Annotated in this window: 17 protein-coding genes and 1 tRNA gene; 6 read left to right on the forward strand and 12 right to left on the reverse strand. The window is 68.8% G+C overall.

Annotation, left to right across the window (positions count from 1 at the left end; translation table 11 throughout):
* Positions 1-71 precede the first annotated feature (71 nt).
* The 5 genes from BACI71_RS03565 to BACI71_RS03585 all read right to left on the reverse strand — a co-directional run bounded on the left by BACI71_RS03565 (position 72) and on the right by BACI71_RS03585 (position 3,421).
* Positions 72-677 (reverse strand): ATP-binding cassette domain-containing protein, encoded by a 606-nt coding sequence (locus tag BACI71_RS03565; RefSeq protein WP_159755145.1) that lies wholly within the window; start codon positions 675-677, stop codon positions 72-74.
* Positions 667-1,350 carry a molybdate ABC transporter permease subunit gene (modB, locus tag BACI71_RS03570; protein ID WP_159755148.1) on the reverse strand — a complete coding sequence of 228 codons (684 nt, stop codon included), beginning with the start codon at positions 1,348-1,350 and terminating at the stop codon, positions 667-669. The genes BACI71_RS03565 and modB overlap by 11 nt, the downstream gene beginning before the upstream one ends.
* Positions 1,347-2,111: a molybdate ABC transporter substrate-binding protein gene (modA, locus tag BACI71_RS03575; protein WP_201297282.1), complete on the reverse strand. Its 765-nt coding sequence runs from the start codon at positions 2,109-2,111 to the stop codon at positions 1,347-1,349. The genes modB and modA overlap by 4 nt, the downstream gene beginning before the upstream one ends.
* Positions 2,112-2,146: 35 nt before the next feature.
* Positions 2,147-3,268, reverse strand: a complete 1,122-nt coding sequence (locus BACI71_RS03580; RefSeq protein WP_159755151.1) for an NADH:flavin oxidoreductase/NADH oxidase — start codon at positions 3,266-3,268, stop codon at positions 2,147-2,149.
* 76 nt (positions 3,269-3,344) lie between these two features.
* Positions 3,345-3,421, reverse strand: a tRNA-Pro gene (locus tag BACI71_RS03585).
* A gap of 119 nt (positions 3,422-3,540) precedes the next feature.
* On the opposite strand from BACI71_RS03585, the gene pnuC reads away from it, so the two are divergent.
* Complete coding sequence (gene pnuC, locus BACI71_RS03590; RefSeq protein WP_159755154.1) at positions 3,541-4,119, forward strand: nicotinamide riboside transporter PnuC; 579 nt, start codon at positions 3,541-3,543, stop codon at positions 4,117-4,119.
* Positions 4,116-4,631: an AAA family ATPase gene (locus BACI71_RS03595; protein ID WP_159755158.1), complete on the forward strand. Its 516-nt coding sequence runs from the start codon at positions 4,116-4,118 to the stop codon at positions 4,629-4,631. Before pnuC ends, BACI71_RS03595 begins: the two co-directional genes overlap by 4 nt.
* Positions 4,632-4,701: 70 nt before the next feature.
* Here BACI71_RS03595 and BACI71_RS03600 read toward each other — a convergent pair whose 3' ends face one another.
* On the reverse strand, positions 4,702-5,526 hold the full coding sequence (locus tag BACI71_RS03600) for a hypothetical protein (RefSeq protein ID WP_159755161.1): 825 nt from the start codon (positions 5,524-5,526) through the stop codon (positions 4,702-4,704).
* Between the two features lie 350 nt (positions 5,527-5,876).
* Here BACI71_RS03600 and lepA point away from each other — a divergent pair, with 350 nt between their 5' ends.
* A complete protein-coding gene (gene lepA / locus BACI71_RS03605; RefSeq protein WP_159755164.1) occupies positions 5,877-7,688 on the forward strand; it encodes a translation elongation factor 4 in 1,812 nt (603 codons plus the stop codon).
* Between the two features lie 218 nt (positions 7,689-7,906).
* Here lepA and BACI71_RS03610 read toward each other — a convergent pair whose 3' ends face one another.
* From BACI71_RS03610 to BACI71_RS03625, 4 genes are read right to left on the reverse strand one after another with little or no spacing between them, the layout of a single operon-like run.
* A complete protein-coding gene (locus BACI71_RS03610; protein ID WP_443018446.1) occupies positions 7,907-8,632 on the reverse strand; it encodes a ribonuclease T2 in 726 nt (241 codons plus the stop codon).
* The gene (locus tag BACI71_RS03615) at positions 8,629-9,132 is read right to left on the reverse strand and encodes a hypothetical protein (RefSeq protein ID WP_159755167.1); all 504 of its coding nucleotides are present in this window, start codon (positions 9,130-9,132) and stop codon (positions 8,629-8,631) included. Before BACI71_RS03615 ends, BACI71_RS03610 begins: the two co-directional genes overlap by 4 nt.
* A complete protein-coding gene (gene nadC / locus BACI71_RS03620) occupies positions 9,129-9,974 on the reverse strand; it encodes a carboxylating nicotinate-nucleotide diphosphorylase (RefSeq protein WP_201297283.1) in 846 nt (281 codons plus the stop codon). Before nadC ends, BACI71_RS03615 begins: the two co-directional genes overlap by 4 nt.
* Positions 9,971-10,465 (reverse strand): SH3 domain-containing protein, encoded by a 495-nt coding sequence (locus BACI71_RS03625; RefSeq protein ID WP_236552794.1) that lies wholly within the window; start codon positions 10,463-10,465, stop codon positions 9,971-9,973. Before BACI71_RS03625 ends, nadC begins: the two co-directional genes overlap by 4 nt.
* A 74-nt stretch (positions 10,466-10,539) precedes the next feature.
* Between BACI71_RS03625 and BACI71_RS03630 the strand changes: the two genes are divergently transcribed.
* Positions 10,540-11,538, forward strand: a complete 999-nt coding sequence (locus tag BACI71_RS03630; RefSeq protein ID WP_159755170.1) for a 2-hydroxyacid dehydrogenase — start codon at positions 10,540-10,542, stop codon at positions 11,536-11,538.
* A 101-nt stretch (positions 11,539-11,639) separates the two neighbouring features.
* On the opposite strand, the gene BACI71_RS03635 is transcribed toward BACI71_RS03630, so the two are convergent.
* On the reverse strand, positions 11,640-11,816 hold the full coding sequence (locus BACI71_RS03635; protein WP_159755173.1) for a hypothetical protein: 177 nt from the start codon (positions 11,814-11,816) through the stop codon (positions 11,640-11,642).
* A 185-nt stretch (positions 11,817-12,001) separates the two neighbouring features.
* Here BACI71_RS03635 and BACI71_RS03640 point away from each other — a divergent pair, with 185 nt between their 5' ends.
* Complete coding sequence (locus tag BACI71_RS03640; RefSeq protein WP_028965436.1) at positions 12,002-12,193, forward strand: hypothetical protein; 192 nt, start codon at positions 12,002-12,004, stop codon at positions 12,191-12,193.
* 78 nt (positions 12,194-12,271) lie between these two features.
* Entirely contained in the window at positions 12,272-12,589 is a 318-nt protein-coding gene (locus BACI71_RS03645) for an STY0301 family protein (protein WP_159755176.1), read from the forward strand.
* Between the two features lie 57 nt (positions 12,590-12,646).
* On the opposite strand, the gene bla is transcribed toward BACI71_RS03645, so the two are convergent.
* Entirely contained in the window at positions 12,647-13,507 is an 861-nt protein-coding gene (gene bla, locus BACI71_RS03650; RefSeq protein WP_236552795.1) for a class A beta-lactamase, read from the reverse strand.
* Positions 13,508-13,544: the final 37 nt, after the last annotated feature.

Here is a 13,544-nt window from a genome sequence, read left to right on the forward strand (position 1 = left end):
GCGAAGCAATCCAGGGCGTCCTGGTCCGACCCTGGCTTGCTTCGCTGCGCTCGCAATGACGGACAAACGCCCTACCCGATCGTAATCACCCGATCCCCAAGCCGCTCGGCCTCGGCGGCATCATGCGTCACCATCAGGATCGGCACCGCGCGCGCATCGCGCACCCGCTCGATCGCGCGCATCGCCTCCTCGCGCCGCGCGGGGTCGAGCGACGACAGCGGCTCGTCGAGCAACAGAAACGCCGGCTCGCTCAGCAACGCCCGCCCGATCGCCACCCGCCGCGTTTCGCCCCCCGACAGGGTCCGCGGCCAGCGCCGCAGCAACGGCGCGATGTCCAAAGTCGCCGCCACCTCGGCCAGCCGCGCGGCATCGCGCGCGCCGTAAAGCAAATTCGCCTGCACACGCCGATGCGGAAACAGCCGCGCATCCTGAAACACATAGCCCGCACGCCGCTGCTCCGGCGGGAAATCGACCCCAGCGTCGGCATCGAACAACGTCCGCCCGCCGACCCGCACATGCCCGCGCACCGGGCGCAGCAAGCCGGCGATCATATCGAGCAGGCTGGTCTTCCCCACCCCCGACGCGCCGACCAGTACCGTCAGCCCGTCGCCCGCGACGAAGCGCGCGCCGACCATCGCCTCGCCGCGCCGCGCCGCCACATCGACGTCAAAGGACATGCACGCCCCGCCCCGCGCGCCGCACCAGCGCCTCCGACACGATCAGCGCCACCAGCGACAGCGCCACCGACACCGCCGCCAGCCGCCACACCTCGCTCTCGCCGCCCGGCCGCTGGAGCGCGGCATAGATGGCGAGCGGCAAGGTCTGCGTCTCGCCCGGCACGTTCGACACGAAAGTGATCGTCGCCCCGAACTCGCCGATCGCACGCGCCAGTCCGAGCACCAGCGCCGCCGCAATCCCCGGCGCAGCCAGCGGCAGCGTCACGGTCGCATAGGCCCGCCAGCGCGTCGCACCCAGGGTACGCGCCGCCTGCTCCAGCCGCCGGTCGACCGCCTCGATCGACAGCCGCATCGCGCGCACCATCAGCGGCAGCGCCATCACCCCCGCCGCGATCGCCGCGCCGGTCCAGCGGAACAGCACGCTGACCCCGAATCCAGCCTCCAGCACGCGCCCGATCGGCCCGGCCGGCGCAAAGGCGAGCAGCAGCACCCAGCCCGTGACAACCGGCGGCACCACCAAAGGCAGATGCACCAGCCCGTCGAGCAGCACCTTGCCCGGAAACCGCCACCGCGCCAGCACCCACGCCAGCGCGAACGCGACCGGCAGCGCGCCCAGCGTCGCGGTGCCGCCGACCAGCAGGGTCAGGCGGACGATCGGCAGCAGCTCGCTCAACGCGTCGTGAAACCGCGCCGCGCGAGGATCGCCTGCCCGCCGCGCGACAGCAGGAAACGGCGGAAACCCTCCGCCTCCGGGCTCGCCCCGGCGGTCAGCCGCGCGATCGGATAGACGATCGGCGCATGGCTGCGCGGCGGGAACACGCCCGCCACCTGCACGCCCGTCGCGGCGCGCGCGTCGGTCGCATAGACGATCCCGTACGGCGCCGCCCCGCGCGCGACGAGCGCCAGCGCCGCCCGCACATTCTCCGCCCGCACCACATGCGGCGCGACCGCCTCCCATGCACCCAGCCGGGTCAGCGCCTCGCGGCCATATTTGCCTGCCGGCACGCTGTCGGGATCGGCCATCGCCAGCGCCCCGCTACCCAGCAGCTTGCCAAGCGCCGCGCCCTTGGTCGCGACGACGCGCGGCAACCCGGGCCGCGACACCACCACCAACCGGTTGCGCACCAGCACCGCGCGCGTCCCCGCCACGACCAGCCCGCGCCCCGCGACATCATCCATCCAGTCGGCGTCGGCGGAGACGAACAGATCGGCCCGCCCGCCTGCCGCGATCTGCCGCGCGAGTGCCGACGACGCCGCGAACGACAAGCGCGGCCGCTCATGCCCCGCCTCGACCCACGCATCACCCGCGTCGGTCAGCGCCTCCTGCATGCTCGCCGCCGCCAGCACCAACGGCGCGCGCTCCTGCGCAGCCGCGGGTCCAGCCATCAGTACAAGGGCGAGCAGCGAAAGCAGGAAGCGCATGGCAATGCTCATGGCACCCGCCCCCCGCGAAGACAATCGCGCCGCCCTCAATCCTCCCCTGAACCGCTAATGTCGAACAGGTGCTTGTACTGGCGTGGCTGCGAGCGGAGGTACTGGTCGGGTGCCTTCACCCGCGCGCCCAGCTCGGCGGCGGCGTGCCACGGCCAGCGGGGATCGTAGAGGATCGTCCGCGCCAGCGCGATCAGATCGGCCTCGCCGGTCGCGACGATCGCCTCGGCCTGCTGCGGCTCGGTGATGAGCCCGACCGCGACGACCGGGATCGACACCGCCTGCTTCACCGCGCGTGCCAGCGGCACCTGATAGCTCGGCCCGACCGGAATTTCCTGCCGCGGATCGAGCCCGCCGCTCGACACGTGGATCGCCGCACACCCGCGCGCCTCCAGCGCCTTGGCGAAGGCGACGGTCTGCTCGGCATCCCAGCCGCCCTCGACCCAGTCGCTCCCCGACACGCGCACCGTCACCGGCCGCTCCGCCGGGAACGCCGCGCGCACTGCGTCATACACCTCCAGCGGAAAGCGCATCCGGTTCTCCAGCGACCCGCCATATTCATCTTCGCGATGGTTGGAGAGCGGCGACAGGAACTGGTGGAGCAGATAGCCGTGCGCGGCATGGATCTGGATCAGGTCGAGCCCGAGCCGCGCCGACCGTTTCGCCGACTCGGCAAACGCGTCGCGGATGCGCGCCAGCCCCGCGCGGTCGAGTGCCACCGGCGCGGGGTTCTTGGGATCATAGGGCAATGCCGACGGCGCGACCGTCTCCCAACCATGCGGATCGCTGGCCGGGATCTGCCGCTCACCTTTCCACGGCAGGTCGGTCGACGCCTTGCGGCCGGCATGGCCCAGCTGGATCGCGACCGGCATATCCGAGTGACGCCGTACCGATTCGAGCACGCGCGCCATCGCGGCCTCGGTCGCATCGTCCCACAGCCCGACGTCGCCATAGCTGATCCGCCCGATCGGCTCGACAGCGGTCGCCTCGATCGTCAGCACGCCCGCGCCCGACAGCGCGAGATGGCCGAGATGGATCGTGTGCCAGTCGGTCATGCCACCGTCGACCGCTGAATATTGGCACATCGGCGCGATGACGATGCGGTTGGCGAGCGTCAGGCCGCCAATTGCAAGTGGCTGGAATAACCGGGGTCCGCTCATCGGAAACACGCTCCTGAAGGTGAGCGGTCATTACGCATCAGCGGAAGAATGGTGCCGCGCGGCCGCGGCGGATAAATGGTCGGGGAAAGAGGATTCGAACCTCCGGCCCCTGCCTCCCGAAGGCAGTGCTCTACCAGGCTGAGCTATTCCCCGACCAGGGTGCCGGTCGGATGTACCGTCGACAGGGCGCGGCTTATATCAGCGGAATTTCGGAGCGCAAGCGGGGAATCACCGCTGTTGTTACGCGAAGCGCGCGGCTAGGTTTCGCGGCGATGTCGCTTGCCGAATGGATCGCCACCGCCCTCGGGATCGCCTGTGTCGCGCTGGCCGCGCGGCGCAGCATCTGGACCTTCCCGACCGCGATCGTCTCGGTCGCGCTGCTCGGCCTCGTGGTGTTCCGCGCCCGACTATATTCGGACGCGCTGCTCCAGCTCTTCTTCGCCGCCGCCAATTTGTACGGCTGGCTCAACTGGCGGCGCGCGCAGGCACGCACCGGCGATGTCCCGGTCCGCTCGCTCGACACCCGCGCCCGCGCCGCGTGGGTCATCGGGATCACGCTGTGCTGGCTGGCATGGGGCAGCGCGATGCACCGGCTGACCGACGCCGCGCTGCCGTGGTGGGACGCCGGCATCGCCGCCGCCAGCGTTGCGGCGCAACTGCTGATGGCACGGCGCGCGATCGAGAATTGGTGGCTGTGGATCGCCGTCGATCTCGCCTCGGTGCCGCTGTATCTCGCCAAGGGCCTCTATCCCTTCGCCGCGCTCTACCTCATCTATCTCGCGCTCGCGGTCTGGGGCCTGATCGACTGGCGCCGCGCGCTCGGCAGCGGCTGGCGGATGGTGCCGGCATGACCTTGCGCACCGTTTGCCTTCACGGGCCGGAGAGTACCGGCAAGTCGACGATGGCGCCGCGGCTGGCGCAGCAATTCGACTCGGTCTGCGTGGCCGAGTTCGGGCGGACCTATTGCGAGACCTATGGCACCGATCTGACCATGTCCGACCTTGTCGTGATCGCGCAGACGCAGGACGCCAAGGCGCGCAAGGCGGTCGACAGCGGCGCGCGGCCCGTGATCCTCGATACCGATCCGCTGATGAGCGCGGTGTGGGCGGACATGATGTTCGGACGACGCGATCCGTGGTTCGACCGCTGGCAGGGCACCGCCGACCTCTACCTGCTGTTCGACATCGACCTGCCGTGGGTCGAGGACGGCACCCGCCTGTTCGGCTCGCAGCGCGAACGCGAGCGCTTCTTCGACCTGTCGCGCCGCGAGCTGGAGCGCCGTGGCGTGCCGTGGGTGCTGATCCAGGGCGACGGCTCGCGTCGCTATCTCAACGCCCTCACCGCGATCCGTGCGGCGCTGTAGCCGCCGCCCGGGTTGATGCCGTCGGCATGGCTCAGGCGCGCGACAACGAGCGTCGCCGGACCGGCCGGACTCACTCGGCCCGGTAGGGACGGCCGGACTGGATCAGTCGCTGCCGCGATGTGTTGCCGGGCACCGCAATATGGGTCGCCGGATCATATTCCTTCCCGATCCCCGGCGAACCTTCGGGCACCCAGAGTTCGACCACGGTGTTCGAGTAGCTGTTGGGAAGGTAGCGGATCCAATAGCCGTCGGGATGGTGGCTCCAGCGACCGGTCGGCACAGCGATGCTCCCCGGACCGGCCGGTGCCATGCCGGCGAGCACGGCGACGCGCTCCAGCTCGCCGAAGCTGGTCCCGGGCGTGGTCAGCATCCGCCGCAGGTCGGCTTCCGCCTGCATGACGGTCCTGACTTCGCGCGGCAGATTGTCCGCGATCGGCCCTGACGACAGCATGTCCACGACGTTGCGGTTCAGCCCGGCGAGTTGCCGCGGCGTCAGCAGCTGCGACGCGGCAATCTTTTGCTCGCCCGACAGATCCTCGATCTTGGCCCGCGACAGGATCGCCCAGAGCAACGCCTGGATGACATGCTGGTCGATCTCGGGATGCTGGACCGAGCCGCGAACGATCGTGATCACCGCATCCCTGGCGGCACCAAGCGGCGGCGCATAGAGGTACCCGTCTCCGCCGCCTGGCCCGTGCGTCCCCGCGTGCAGGCAGTAGCTTTGATCGTGGAAGCGATAATAGCCGGCCTGAAGCAGGAAGCCGCCGTTGCCGGTTCGCTGCAGCTGGGTCAGCTCCCGCTTGGGAGACGGAGGCGTGAAATTGTCCTGCGTGGGGTCGCCCCAGCGCGCATCGGGCAGACTGGTCGAGATCGGCTCCTTACGCAGGCTCGGCATGGAGATGCCTGCCCGTTTCGCAAGATCGCCAAGTTTGAGTCCGCCGAACTGCGCCCCTGCGGGGGTCCCGCACCAGGAAAGCGCCACGGCCAGCGCCGCTGCGCGAAACACATGCTGCTTCATCGTCGTCCCACCCCAAAAACGTGCACTTTGACCGTAACGCTAGCGTATCGAGCGGAGAAGCTCGAGTTGTATTTCAATCACGTGAGTTACCCGCCAGACTGATCCGTCTACCCGGCGAATGTGTAGCGAAAAAGTCGCCGATCGCGCGGGATGGCGGAGCGTGCGGTGCGCAGGAAATCGCCGCCCCCCTATCGCTTGCGCCAATGCTGCGCTAGTCGCGCGAGGATATGACGACCCCGCTCAACACGATCCGCAATTTCTCGATCATCGCTCACATCGATCACGGCAAGTCGACACTTGCCGATCGCCTGATCCAAGCGACCGGCGGGCTCACCGACCGCGAGATGAGCGAGCAGGTGCTCGACAATATGGACATCGAGAAAGAGCGCGGGATCACCATCAAGGCGCAGACCGTCCGCCTGTCCTACAAGGCGAACGATGGCGAGACCTATACGCTCAACCTGATGGACACGCCCGGCCACGTCGACTTCGCCTATGAAGTGTCGCGGTCGCTGGCGGCGTGCGAGGGCGCGTTGCTGGTCGTCGACGCGGCGCAGGGCGTCGAGGCGCAGACGCTCGCCAACGTCTATCAGTCGATCGAGCACGATCACGAGATCGTGCCGGTCATCAACAAGATCGACCTCCCCGCCGCGGAGCCCGAAAAGGTCCGCGCCGAGATCGAGGACGTGATCGGCATCGACGCGTCCGACGCGGTCCTCGCCAGCGCGAAGTCGGGGATCGGCATCCCCGACATCCTCGAGGCGATCGTCCGCAAAATTCCTGCTCCCAAGGGCGACGCGGATGCACCGCTCAAGGCGATGCTGGTCGATTCGTGGTACGATCCGTATTTGGGCGTCATGATTTTGATCCGGGTGGTGGACGGGACGCTCCGCAAGGGGCAGCAAGTCACGTTCATGCAGGCCGGAACGACGCACCTGATCGACCGCGTCGGCTGTTTCCGCCCGAAAATCGAGCAACTGACCGACCTCGGACCCGGCGAAATCGGCTTCATCACCGCCCAGATCAAGGACGTCGCGCAGGCCCGCGTCGGTGACACGCTGACCGACGCCAAGCGCCCTGCCACCGAAGCGCTGCCGGGGTTCAAGGAAGTCCAGCCGGTCGTGTTCTGCGGGCTATTTCCCGTCGATGCCAACGACTTCGAGAAGCTTCGTGAGAGCATCTCGAGGCTGCGGCTCAATGACGCGTCGTTCAGTTTCGAGATGGAAACCTCCGCGGCGCTCGGCTTCGGCTTCCGCTGCGGCTTTCTCGGGCTGCTGCATCTGGAGATCATCCAGGAGCGGCTGACGCGCGAATACGATCTCGACCTCATCACCACCGCGCCGAGCGTCGTCTACCAGATTGAATTGTCACACGGCGCGGGTCAGATCGACCTCCACAATCCCGCCGACATGCCCGATCCCAACAAGATCGAGTCGATCAGCGAGCCGTGGATCGAGGCGGTGATCTACGTGCCCGACGAATATCTCGGCAGCATCCTGAAATTGTGTCAGGATCGCCGCGGTATCCAGAAGAACCTTACCTATGTCGGCGGACGCGCGCAGGCGACGTATGAACTGCCGCTCAACGAAGTGGTGTTCGATTTCTACGACCGGCTGAAGTCGCTGTCGAAGGGCTATGCCAGTTTCGACTATCACCAGATCGGCTATCGCGAAGGCGACCTCGTCAAGATGAGCATCCTCGTCAACGAGGAGCCGGTCGACGCGCTGTCGATGATCGTCCACCGCGGCACTGCGGAAACGCGCGGGCGCGGCATGTGCGAGCGGCTCAAGGAACTGATCCCGCGCCATTTGTTCAAGATTCCGATCCAGGCGGCGATCGGCGGCAAGGTGATCGCGCGCGAGACGATCAGCGCGATGCGCAAGGACGTTACCGCCAAATGCTACGGCGGTGACGCAACCCGTAAGCGCAAGCTGCTGGACAAGCAGAAGAAGGGCAAGCTGAAGATGCGCGAGTACGGCAGCGTCAGCATCCCGCAGGAAGCCTTCATCGCGGCGCTGCGCATGGGCGACGAGAGCTGATCCGCCCGGCGGGTTTGCTACAGATGTAGCTCCCGCCGCGAACCCGACGAGTACGCGCTCTACGAGAGCCGGCGGGATCGGTCCGACGCGCTGATCGTGTCGACGCCGCGGCGCGATCAAAGGACCAGCGCGCCCCCAATCCTGCCACAGCTGGTATCGCAATACAGCGATGAATCAATCGTCAGCGACCGCCGCGAAACGTCCGCGAACACGCGGCCTTACCGCAGCGGGGTGATCGTAATTCGCGCCGCCGGGTCGAGGCCGCCCTGATGCGCCGGGCAGCGCGCATAGCGGAAGCTCTTGTCGGTGCACAGCCACACCTCGTCAAGCGCTCCGCCCTTTGTACCCGTCACGCGCATCATGTCCGCGCGCAGCCCCGGGTTGGCGGCAGCGATCGCCGCCGCCAGTCGCCCGGCGGTCAGCGGCGTCTGCGCCAGCCGCGCCATGTCGGGGAAGCGCAACGCATGGAACATCGCGTTCGATTTGGAAAAATAACGCTCCGGCGTGTAGCCGGCCATACAGGTGCCGTGCTTGGACCATTCGTGCTGGAGCAGCTGCGGCGATGGTGTGGTGCAGACGTGGCGGCGGATCACCTGCCGCGACAGGATCGGCGTCGCCCGGCAATATTGCGGCCAGTCCTTGCCGATCCCGTCCGGCCACAATCCGTGCAGCACGAAGCCAAAGCGGTTGCTGCCTCCACACTGGAAGCGCGCGTTCGGCCGGTCGCCGCTGGTGCGGCAATATTCGGGGCTCCAGCTGATCGCGAGCGTGTAGCTGCCGATCGGCAGCCGTCGCGCCGGCTGGCTGGCGGTCGGCAGGTCAGGGTGGGGGCGCGGCAGCTCCGTGGGGATCGCACACGACAGCGCCTGCGCCGCCGCGACGCCGGGCGCCGCCACCGCCATCAGCGCACCCACCATCGCCGCGCGCTTCGTCATGATCGTCATGCGTCGTCTTCCTCGGGCTCCAGCCCCTCGCCGAACCAAAGCTGCGCGTCCGGCCTGAACAAATGCACCACCGCTGCGACGCTGAGGATCAGGATCGCCGCCGACAGCAACAGCGCCGTCACCGGCACCTTGCCCTTCGCCACCACCATCAAATTAATCGCGAAGCGCACCGCCGCCAGCCCGGTCAGGATCGTCACCACCCACTTGGCGGCGAGGCTCGCCTGGCGCGCCACCAGATACCAGAGCGCCAGCGTGATCGCGCAGCTCAGCAGCAACGCGGCCGGCAACAGCCAGGTATAGCTCGCGGTCTTGGGATCGATCGCCAGCCGGTCGGCGGTCTGCTGCCAACTGAACGCCCAGCCGATCAGCGACATGACGAAGGACGCCAGATACAGCCGCTCGAACCGTACGATCGACGGCGGCCGGCCGTCCGCCCCGAAATACGCCAGCGGCGACTTCTTCGCCACCGGCGTGGCCGTCTTCTTCCTGCGCTCGCTCATAGCTCTGCAAAGTCCAGCCCGATGTCGGCGGCGGGAGCCGACTGGGTGATCCGCCCGACGCTGACGTAGCGCACGCCGCTGCGCGCGATCGCCCCGATCGTCTCCAGCGTGACCCCGCCCGACGCCTCGGTCGGCACGCGACCCGCGACGATCGTCACCGCCGTGCGCAGCATGTCCGGCCCCATGTTGTCGAGCAAGAGGTGCGTCGCGCCCGCCGCGATGGCCGGCTCGATCTGGTCGATCCGGTCGACCTCGACGATGATGGTCGCGATCCCGGCGGCCTTCGCCAGCGCCGCCGCCGGGCCGACCCCGCCCGCCACCGCGACATGATTGTCCTTGATCATCGCCGCGTCCCACAGCCCCATGCGATGGTTCTGCGCGCCGCCGGTGCGGGTCGCGTATTTCTCGATCCGCCGCAGACCGGGGATCGTCTTGCGCGTGTCGAGCAGCGTCGCCCCGCTCCCCGCGATCGCGTCGACATAGGCGGCGGTCAGCGTCGCGATGCCCGACAGGTGCTGAACGGTGTTGAGCGCCGACCGCTCGGCGGTCAGCAGCGCGCGGGCATTGCCGGTGATGCGCATCAGCGCGGTGCCCGGCGCGACACGGTCGCCGTCCTGCACCAGCGAGACGACCTCTGCGCCGGGATCGAGATGCCGGAAGAATGCCGCCGCGATCTCCAGCCCGCAAACGGTGATCGCGTCGCGGCTGTCCATCACCGCCTCGAACCGCGCGTCGGCGGGGATTACCGCGGCGGAGGTGACGTCTCCCACCACCCCCACATCCTCGGCGAGCGTCGCGGCGACGAACGCGTCCAGATCGAAGCCGTCGAGCGTGAAGGTCATGGCAATTGCTCCGTCGGCTCGACACCCCAGATGCGGTCGGTCTGGATGAACCCCGCCTGCCCCTTCACGTCGAACCGGCACCAGCCGTTGCCACAGCGCGTGACGCGCCCGACGACACCCGGCTGCACCCGCCACACGATCGTCGGCCCGCCGGGCCGGTCGCGCAGCTCGGCCGGCTCGGTCCCGCGCACGATCGCGGTGCGACGGCTGCTGAGCAGCGCGTTGAGCATCCAGCCCTGTGTGCCGTCCGGGTCCTCGACGCGGCGCCATTCCTTGAACGCTTCCAGCACGCGCACCGGCAGATCGGCGCGGACATAGATCCAGCTCGCCGGAAAGTTGCGCCCCGGCCCGGTACGCATCCGCGCGCGCGAGGCGGCGATCGAGCCGACGAACGGCGGTGTCTTCGCCTCGCTGGCCGCCGCGGCGGGCATGGGGGCGAGCAGCACCAGCGCCGCCGCGCCCGCCACGATCGTAAGAAGGTCCCTGTTCACATCCACCCTCTAGCCATGCGGACCCTGCCGCATCAACCGTTGACGCACGCCCGCGGCTTCGCCAATCCCGGCGCATGGCCGATACGCGACGCTGCGCCCATCCCAAGGTGATCGTGACGCGGGCGCTGCCCGACGTCGTGATGCAGCGGCTGGACGAGTTGTTCGACGTGACCGGCAATGCCGACGACGTGCCGCTCTCGCGCGACGCGCTCGCCGCGGCGATGGCGGCATGCGATGTGCTGGTGCCTGCCGTCACCGACACGATCGATGCCGGGTTGATACAAGGCGCCGGCCCGCGACTGCGGCTGATCGCCAATTACGGCGCGGGCGTGAACCATATCGACCTGACGGCGGCCCGCGCGCGCGGGATCATCGTCACCAACACCCCCGGCGTGCTGACCGAGGATACCGCCGACATGACGATGGCGCTGATCGTCTCGGTACCGCGGCGGCTGGCGGAGGGCGAGAAGCTGGTCCGCTCCGGCGAGTGGAAGGGCTGGAGCCCCGGCGGGATGCTCGGCTACCGGATCGGCGGCAAGGCGCTGGGGATCGTCGGCATGGGCCGCATCGGACAGGCGGTGGCCCGGCGCGCGCGCGCATTCGGGCTGTCGATCCACTACCACAATCGCCACCGGCTGCCGAAGGTGGTCGAGGCGGAGCTGAACGCGGTCTGGCACCCGAATCTCGACGAACTGCTGGGTGCGATCGACATCCTGACGATCCACACGCCGCTCAACAGCGACAGCCGCGAGTTGATCGACGCGCGCCGCATCGCGCTGCTGCGCCCGCACGTCTATGTCATCAACGCCAGCCGCGGCGGGATTTTGGACGAGAATGCGCTGGTCGACGCGCTCGAAAGCGGGCGGCTCGCCGGCGCCGGCCTCGACGTCTGGCGGCACGAGCCCGAGATCGACCCGCGGCTGCTCGCGCTGCCGAACGTCGTGATGACGCCGCATATGGGATCGGCGACCTGGGAGGGGCGCGTCGCGTCTGGCGAGAAGGTGATCGCCAATATCCGCATGTGGGCCGACGGCCACCGGCCGCCCGATCAGGTGCTCGAAGGCTGGGCGTAACGTTCGCCCTCACGCCGTCGCCCCGGACCTGATCCGGCGCCCAGCTTCTTCTCGACAGCGGAGAAAAGCGGAGCGCCGGATCAACGGCGAGGCGACGAAAGTCAGTCCATCCCCTTCCCCACCGCGCCGAGGATGAGCGCGGCAATCACACGTCCGCTATAGCGCAGACATAGCTCCTGATGGATGGCGGCGGCGTCAGTGCTGCTGGCACCGATCGCGCGGACAGCTTCGCTGCGGGCGCGTTCGGCGTGATAGGTGGCGTGACGATCGTGGGACATCGGGCTCTCCGTCATGGCCCGTCTGGCGTGGGAGCACGACGTTGCGGACGGATGTCGACCGCATTGCCGCGCCGCAATTTGTGTCGCAGCGCGATTTCTTCCGGCCGGTGACGAAGCATGTCCGCCCGGAACCGTGCCGCGGGCGCCGCATTGACGCCGCATCGCGTAACACAGGAAATAAACTAATGAAAAAGATCGCACTCTCCGCCCTGCTCGTCGCCGCGGCGGTATCGACCTCGGCCTGTTCGACGCTGCGCGGCGCGGCGATCGGCGGCGCGGGCGGCGCGGGTGTCGCTGCGGCGACCGGCGGCAACGTCGAGAAGGGCGCGGCGGTCGGCGGCGTCGGCGGCGCCGTCGTGGGTACCGTGGTCGACTGACGCGAAGCACGCATCGCGCTATGATGATGGCGCGTCGCCCGGCCGGGCGGCGCGCCGTTTCGTGTGGGGGGAAGAGCGATGATCGGGATCGTGGCGATGGCGGCGGCGATGAGCGCGACCTGCCCCGCGCATCGCGGCGGCGCGCCGCTCCATAATGTCGATATCTACGACGGCCCGACCGCCGACAATGCCGTGCTCGCCCCCGATGCGACACGCCGTCTGAATCGAACGACGGTGCAGGTGTGGCGGGTGGAGGGCGTCTATCGCGCCGGGCGCTCGCTCAACGTCCGGTGCGGCTATGCCGCCGGCGGGTCGGTTATGGTGCCGGTGACCCAGCCGGTTCGCGAATGTCGCCTGTCGCGGCGCGGGAGCGTGCGCACGTTCCGGTGTGCCTGATCGCCATCGTCATCCCATGAGCGCGGCAAAGAGCAACACCGACGATTGGCCTTCAGGCTAGGCCACGCTGCCCGCGGCAATCCGCCCCACGGCCGCCAACACCGCCTCCGCGCCAGCCGCCGATGCGGTACCGACCGGCTTGTAATAGACCGCGACGATCAATGGCGCGCGACCGCGTGGTCCACCGAAGGCGAGGTCGACATAGATCGGCCGCCGCGCGCCACCGCCGGTCCCGGTCTTGTCGCCCGCGTGCCAGCCTGCCGGGAAGCCAGCGCGCAGCCGGTTGCGCCCGGTGTCCGCCGCAACCATCCACTCGACCAGCAGCGCGCGGCTCGCCGGTCGCAGCACGTCGCCGCGCACGATCCGGGACACGGTCGCCGCCATTGCGGCCGGGGTCGTCGTGTCGAGCACGGTACCCGGCGGGGTCACGTTCAGCGCCGGCTCGTAGCGGTCGAGCCGGCTGATCCGATCGCCGATCGCCCGCCAGAACGCGGTCAGCCGCGCCGGCCCGCCGATCTTGCGCAGCAGGACGTTGGCGGCGATATTGTCGCTGGTCACAACGGCGGCGCGCGCCAGCTCGCGGATCGGCAAGGTCATCGCGGCGCTCGCGGCCGTGATCGGGCTGTGCGGGAGGATGTCGCCCGCCGACCAGCCGAGCCTCTCGCCCAACCCAAGCCGGCCACCGTCCGCTTCGGCGAGGATCATCGCGGCCAGCGACAGTTTGAACGAACTGGCCTGGGTGAAGCGCTCGTCCTGTCGCCAGCCGGTCGTCGTTCCTCGAGCCGTATCGACGATACAGACGCCCAACCGGCCACCGGCGCGACGTTCGAGCGCGGCAAGCGCGTCCTCGGTCGACGGGCGCGGAGCGGTTCCGGTCAGCGCGAGCGCGCCGCCGACCAGCAGATGACGTCGAGACACTTGGCTGCGCATCACCGGCCTATAGCAGCGCCGAGCG

Origin of the sequence: Sphingomonas sp. 8AM (genome assembly GCF_902506455.1) — a bacterium.
Taxonomy (GTDB): domain Bacteria; phylum Pseudomonadota; class Alphaproteobacteria; order Sphingomonadales; family Sphingomonadaceae; genus Sphingomonas.

Excerpts from the sequence above, each read along its gene's own strand:
- BACI71_RS03595 (WP_159755158.1), top strand. The coding sequence starts at position 4,116 with ATGACCTTGCGCACCGTTTGCCTTCACGGGCCGGAGAGTACCGGCAAG.
- BACI71_RS03580 (WP_159755151.1), bottom strand. The coding sequence starts at position 3,268 with ATGAGCGGACCCCGGTTATTCCAGCCACTTGCAATTGGCGGCCTGACG.
- BACI71_RS03615 (WP_159755167.1), bottom strand. The coding sequence starts at position 9,132 with ATGAGCGAGCGCAGGAAGAAGACGGCCACGCCGGTGGCGAAGAAGTCG.
- BACI71_RS03565 (WP_159755145.1), bottom strand. The coding sequence starts at position 677 with ATGTCCTTTGACGTCGATGTGGCGGCGCGGCGCGGCGAGGCGATGGTC.
- pnuC (WP_159755154.1), top strand. The coding sequence starts at position 3,541 with ATGTCGCTTGCCGAATGGATCGCCACCGCCCTCGGGATCGCCTGTGTC.
- BACI71_RS03645 (WP_159755176.1), top strand. The coding sequence starts at position 12,272 with ATGATCGGGATCGTGGCGATGGCGGCGGCGATGAGCGCGACCTGCCCC.
- BACI71_RS03610 (WP_443018446.1), bottom strand. The coding sequence starts at position 8,632 with ATGACGATCATGACGAAGCGCGCGGCGATGGTGGGTGCGCTGATGGCG.
- lepA (WP_159755164.1), top strand. The coding sequence starts at position 5,877 with ATGACGACCCCGCTCAACACGATCCGCAATTTCTCGATCATCGCTCAC.
- nadC (WP_201297283.1), bottom strand. The coding sequence starts at position 9,974 with ATGACCTTCACGCTCGACGGCTTCGATCTGGACGCGTTCGTCGCCGCG.
- BACI71_RS03635 (WP_159755173.1), bottom strand. The coding sequence starts at position 11,816 with ATGTCCCACGATCGTCACGCCACCTATCACGCCGAACGCGCCCGCAGC.
- BACI71_RS03640 (WP_028965436.1), top strand. The coding sequence starts at position 12,002 with ATGAAAAAGATCGCACTCTCCGCCCTGCTCGTCGCCGCGGCGGTATCG.
- BACI71_RS03600 (WP_159755161.1), bottom strand. The coding sequence starts at position 5,526 with ATGCCGAGCCTGCGTAAGGAGCCGATCTCGACCAGTCTGCCCGATGCG.
- BACI71_RS03630 (WP_159755170.1), top strand. The coding sequence starts at position 10,540 with ATGGCCGATACGCGACGCTGCGCCCATCCCAAGGTGATCGTGACGCGG.
- modA (WP_201297282.1), bottom strand. The coding sequence starts at position 2,111 with ATGAGCATTGCCATGCGCTTCCTGCTTTCGCTGCTCGCCCTTGTACTG.